Source organism: Pontibacterium sp. (assembly GCF_041587635.1).
Classification (GTDB): domain Bacteria; phylum Pseudomonadota; class Gammaproteobacteria; order Pseudomonadales; family Balneatricaceae; genus Pontibacterium.
Window position 1 is genome coordinate 1 of record NZ_JBFGYC010000269.1, and the last position, 5361, is coordinate 5361.

Consider the following 5361-nt stretch of genomic DNA (forward strand, 5'->3'; position numbering starts at 1 on the left):
ATCAGTGCGCCTTTCAGACGGCTGATACCCTTCTGCTCTTCAAACCACTCTACAACCGGCTCCAGCAGGGAAATTGCAGAAGTTACAGCCGCAACCACCAGAAAGATAAAGAACAGGGTGCCGAAGAAGACACCACCCGGCATCTGGCCGAAGGCGATTGGCAGGGTCTGGAAGATCAGACCCGGACCTGCACCCGCTTCCATACCGTTGGCAAATACCAGCGGGAAGATCGCGAGGCCCGCCAGCAGTGCGACAGCGGTATCGACCATAGATACGGTCACCGCGGTTTTAACGATGGAGACATTTTTCGGCAGGTAAGAGCCGTACGCCATCATTACACCCATACCCAAACTCAGGGTGAAGAACGCGTGACCCAGTGCAGTCAGAACACCTTCAGTGGTGAGTTTGGAGAAGTCCGGGTTGAACAGGAACTTGAAGCCGTCACCAAAGCTGTCGGTGCTCATGGCGTAACCCACCATCACCAGCAACAGACCAAACATGATCGGCATCAGGATGTTGATCGCTTTCTCCATACCAGAGCTGACGCCCCGTGCCACGATCATAATCACCAGCACCATAAACACGGAGTGCCATAGCAGCAATGTGTACGGGTCAGCCAGCAGGTTGCCAAAAATCGCGCCAATGCTATCTGAGCTGGCACCGGCGAACAGACCACCGGCGGAGTTACCCACATAAGACAGCGCCCAGCCACCGATCACCGAATAGAACGAGAGGATCAGGAAGGATGCAAGCATACCCATGCCACCGATCCAGACCCAACGCTTGGATAATCCATCCCGCGATGCCAACTGCCTCATGCTATTGATCGGGCTGCGACCACCGCGACGACCAATCATCACTTCCGCTACCATAATCGGAATACCGATCAGCGCGATACACAGCAGGTAAACCAGAACAAAAGCACCACCGCCGTTTTCGCCGGTGATATAGGGGAATTTCCAGATATTACCCAAGCCCACAGCGGAGCCACTGGCCGCAAGGATAAACGCCAGACGCGAGGACCACATCGGATGATCCGCTTTTGCGCCTGCGGTGGAGTCAGTTGAAGCAGATCCGACAGACGGATTCTGAGTCAATTCAGTCATTGTTGTTCTCCATTTTATTTTTATCTTCAGAGAGTTTTGATAAGCGATAACCGGCCCGTAGCGATGCCAAGAGCCGCAGTGTTTAGGTGTTATTTCATGAAACGTTCTTCGGCCAGGATATTGGCGATCTCACCGGTCGGGCGACCGCTGTTATCAGAACGCTGGAAGATTTCGTTCAGGGTGTCGGCGATGGTTTCGATATGCGCGCGTACGGCATTGTGCTCGTGACCGATACGCTCGTAGTAGATGTCGATGATGCCACCGGCGTTCACCACGTAATCCGGCGCGTAGAGGATGCCGTGATCCAGCAGCATCTGATCATGACGGGCATGGGCCAGCATGTTGTTGGCTGCGCCTGCGATCACTTTGGCTTTAATACGTGGGATGGTGGCGTCATTCAGTACCGCACCCAATGCGCACGGCGCGAGTACGTCCACATCCAGTGACAGAATGTCGCTCTGGGAAACCGCGGTTGCGTCCAACTCAGTGACGGCCAGACGTACCTGCTCATCATGGATATCGGTGACAAACAGTTCCGCACCGGCCATTTTCAGATGCTTGGCCAAGCGGTAACCCACGTTACCCACACCCTGAATCGCCACTTTCAGACCGGTCAGGTCATCGGTGCCCAACTTGTATTTCACTGCGGTTTTCAGGCCCACAAAGGTGCCATACGCGGTGGCCGGAGACGGATCGCCGTTACATGGCAAGCCGTCGATACCGGTACGCTCGGTGACACCCGCTACGTTGTTGGTGTAACGGTTCATCACCTGCAGATCCGGTACGCTGGTGCCGGAGTCCTCTGCGGCAATGTACTGATCGCCGGTACGCTCCAGAAAACGTCCCATCGCGGCCAGCAGATCTTCGGTTTTATGTTTGCGCGGATCGCCCAGAATCACCGATTTTCCGCCACCCAGCTTCAGGTTTGCCAATGCGGATTTGTAGGTCATGCCTTTGGACAAACGCAGTACATCACGCAGCGCTTCTTCATCGCTGGCGTAATCCCACATCCGGCAGCCACCCAGTGCAGGCCCCAGATTGGTATTATGTACGGCGATAATCGCCTGCAATCCGGTCTCTTCGTCACAGAAGAACGCGAGCTGTTCGTGGTTATCAAATTCCGGGTGACTAAATACTGACATGTTCAGTTGTTCCTTTTCGTGTGTCATTCGTGCCTTCAAGGGTGAGTTCATGGTTGAGCTTATTGGTGCATTCATGCGCCCACCTCCTGATACTGGGTGGTACTTTTTTGAGTGGGATCGCTCAGGTTGCTGAGCAGAACCTGACGCTGCAACTGGGCTTTTTCATAGGCCGCTTCTTTCACCGGGCCATAACCCCGGATAGACGCAGGCAGTGCTGCCAGCGCGCAGGCTTCGGTGTAGCTTTCCGGGCGAAGGTCGCTCAGAATCTGCTTGATATCGCGTTCGTATTCACCGATCAGGCGACGTTCCAGACGGCGGTCTGCGGTATAACCGAAGATATCCAGCGGTGTGCCACGTACTGAACGCATTTTGGCGAGCTGGCGGAACAGCGGCAGGATTTTGCTGGAGAACTTGCGCTTACGCGGACGACCCGTCGCCGGATTGGTTTTGGAGATCAGTGGCGGAGCCAGATTGAATTCCAGCTCAAACTCACCTTCGAACTGCGCTTCCAGCTGCTGCTGAAAGGTTTCTGAGGTCAGCTGACGTGCCACTTCGTACTCGTCTTTGTACGCCAGCAGTTTGCTGTAGTTCTCAGCTACGGCCATGGTCAGTTGATTGCCTTTCGACAGGGACTTTTCGGCGTTTTGTACCTGATCCACCAGCTTTTTATAACGCTGTGCCAGTGCATCGTTTTGGTAGTCGGTCAGATGCTGCATTTCACGCTGGATCACGTCGTTCAGGCTTGGAATCATCTTCACCACCTGCACCGCTGAATCCGGTGTTACAACAGCTTCGACCGCGGCCTGATCAAAGGCTGCACGACGGCCCCAGAGGAACGCCTGTTTGTTGCTCTCCACCGAGACGCCATTCAGCTCAATCGCTTTGATGATCGCTTCGCGGCTCAGTGGAATCAGCCCTTTCTGCCATGCAAAACCGATGCAGAACAGATTGACGGCCATACCATCACCCAACAACGCCGTTGCCAGATGAGTGGCATCCAGACAGTGGCTACCACCTTCAATCGCAGTGTCCACGATCACCTGCTGCATCGCATCAGTCGGCACCTGCAGATCAGGATCACGGGTAAACGCTGCAGGCATGGTTTCGTGGTTGTTCACCACCACACGGCTGCGGTTACGATCCAGTTTGCCGAGGGCTTCTTCACTTGCCCCCACCATCAGGTCAAAGCCGATCATCAGATCGGATTCACCTGCCGGAATGCGTACGGTGTGGATCTGATCCTGTGTATTCGCGATACGGATATGACTCATCACCGCACCGAACTTCTGCGCCAGACCAATCTGATCCAACACCGCTGCGCCTTTGCCTTCAATATGTGCCGCCATGCCCAACAAGGCACTCACGGTCACGACACCCGTACCACCCACGCCGGTCAGCATGATGTTGTACGGCTGGGAACAATCCGGCAGTTGTGGCAGTGGCAGTTCAGGGAATGAGATGTTGCTCGCCATCGCTTCTGGCTTGCGCAGTGTGCCGCCTTTAACAGTGACAAAACTTGGGCAGAAACCACGTACACAACTGAAGTCTTTGTTACAGGCGGACTGATCGATACTGCGCTTGCGGCCACGCTCGGTCTCTTCCGGTAGCAGGGACAAGCAGTTGGATTGCACACCGCAATCACCGCAGCCTTCACAAATTTCGGTATTGATCACCACGCGCTGTTCAGGATCATTCATGCTGCCGCGTTTGCGACGACGACGTTTTTCAGCGGCGCAGGTCTGATCAAAGATCATCACGGTGCAACCGGGAATTTCACGCAGCTCCATCTGGACTGCATTCAGGTCGTCACGATGATGAAAAGTCACACCGTCCGCGAAGTCGGCACGGCTTGGGTATTTATCCGGCTCATCGCTGACAATCGCGATACGGCGGATACCTTCGCCATACAGCTGATGAGTGATCTGCTGCACGGTTAACGTGCCATCAATCGGCTGACCACCGGTCATCGCTACCGCATCGTTGTAGAGCACTTTGTAGGTGATGTTCACATCCGCCGCGACGGAGGCGCGGATCGCCAACAGACCGGAATGGAAGTAAGTACCGTCACCCAAGTTCTGGAACACGTGGTTGTTGTCGGTAAACGGTGCCTGACCGATCCAGGTCGCCCCCTCCCCGCCCATCTGGGTAAAGGTGTCGGTGCCACGATCCATCCAGGTCGCCATGTAGTGACAGCCGATGCCACCCAAGGCACGACTGCCATCGGGCAAAGTGGTGGAGGTGTTATGCGGGCAACCGGAACAGAAATGCGGCGTACGTTCCAGCAGCGCACGAGGCTGCGCCAGTTCCGCCTCTTTATCGGCCAGGAAGGCCAAACGCTGGCTGACCTGATCACTGGTGTAAAACAGTGCGATACGTGCGGCAATCGCACGGGCGATCATCGCCGGAGTTAACTCACCCAACGAGGTCACCAGCTCGCTGTTCTGGTCGTCTTTTTTACCGACCACACGCGGACGTTTGTCATCCTGCCAGCTGAACAGCTGCTCTTTGAGCTGATCTTCGATCAGGCCACGCTTCTCTTCGATTACCAGAATCTCATCCAGACCCAGTGCGAACTCGCGCATGCCTTCCGGTTCCAGCGGCCACGGCATCGCCACTTTGTAGAGACGAATACCCAGCGATGCCGCCAGCTCGTGGCTGATGCCCAAATCTTCCAGCGCCTGTAATACATCCAGATAGGATTTACCGGTGGTGACGATACCCAGACGTGGTTGTTCTGGCTGGATGATGATCCGGTCCAGTTTATTGGTACGGCAAAACGCCTGCGCTGCGCGAATCTTGTACTTGTGCAGGCGGACTTCCTGCTGCATCGGTTTGTCCGGCCAACGCGCGTTGACACCGTCTTCCGGCATCTCAAAATCGGTTGGGATGTTAATCTCCAGACGATCCTGATCCAGATTGGCGGAGATCGCCGAATCCATCACTTCAGCCAGCGCTTTAAAGCCTACCCAGCAACCGCTGTAGCGGGACATCGCCCAGCCGTACAGGCCGTAGTCGAGCATCTCCTGGATGCCGGACGGATACAGCACCGGAATCATCGCATCCATGAATGCGTAGTCGCTCTGATGCGGCAGGGTGGATGATTTGCTGGCGTG

Annotated in this window: 3 protein-coding genes; all 3 read right to left on the reverse strand. The window is 55.4% G+C overall.

Annotated elements, in window-relative coordinates:
- Window positions 1–1106, reverse strand: a 1106-nt coding sequence (locus ABYW01_RS13155) for a sodium-dependent transporter (protein ID WP_372833402.1), incomplete at its 3' end; no start/stop codon positions are given.
- A gap of 89 nt (window positions 1107–1195) precedes the next feature.
- The gene (locus tag ABYW01_RS13160; RefSeq protein WP_372833405.1) at window positions 1196–2248 is read right to left on the reverse strand and encodes a Leu/Phe/Val dehydrogenase; all 1053 of its coding nucleotides are present in this window, start codon (window positions 2246–2248) and stop codon (window positions 1196–1198) included.
- A gap of 71 nt (window positions 2249–2319) precedes the next feature.
- Window positions 2320–5361 (reverse strand): indolepyruvate ferredoxin oxidoreductase family protein (locus ABYW01_RS13165; RefSeq protein ID WP_372833403.1); only part of this gene is annotated, 3042 nt, incomplete at its 5' end.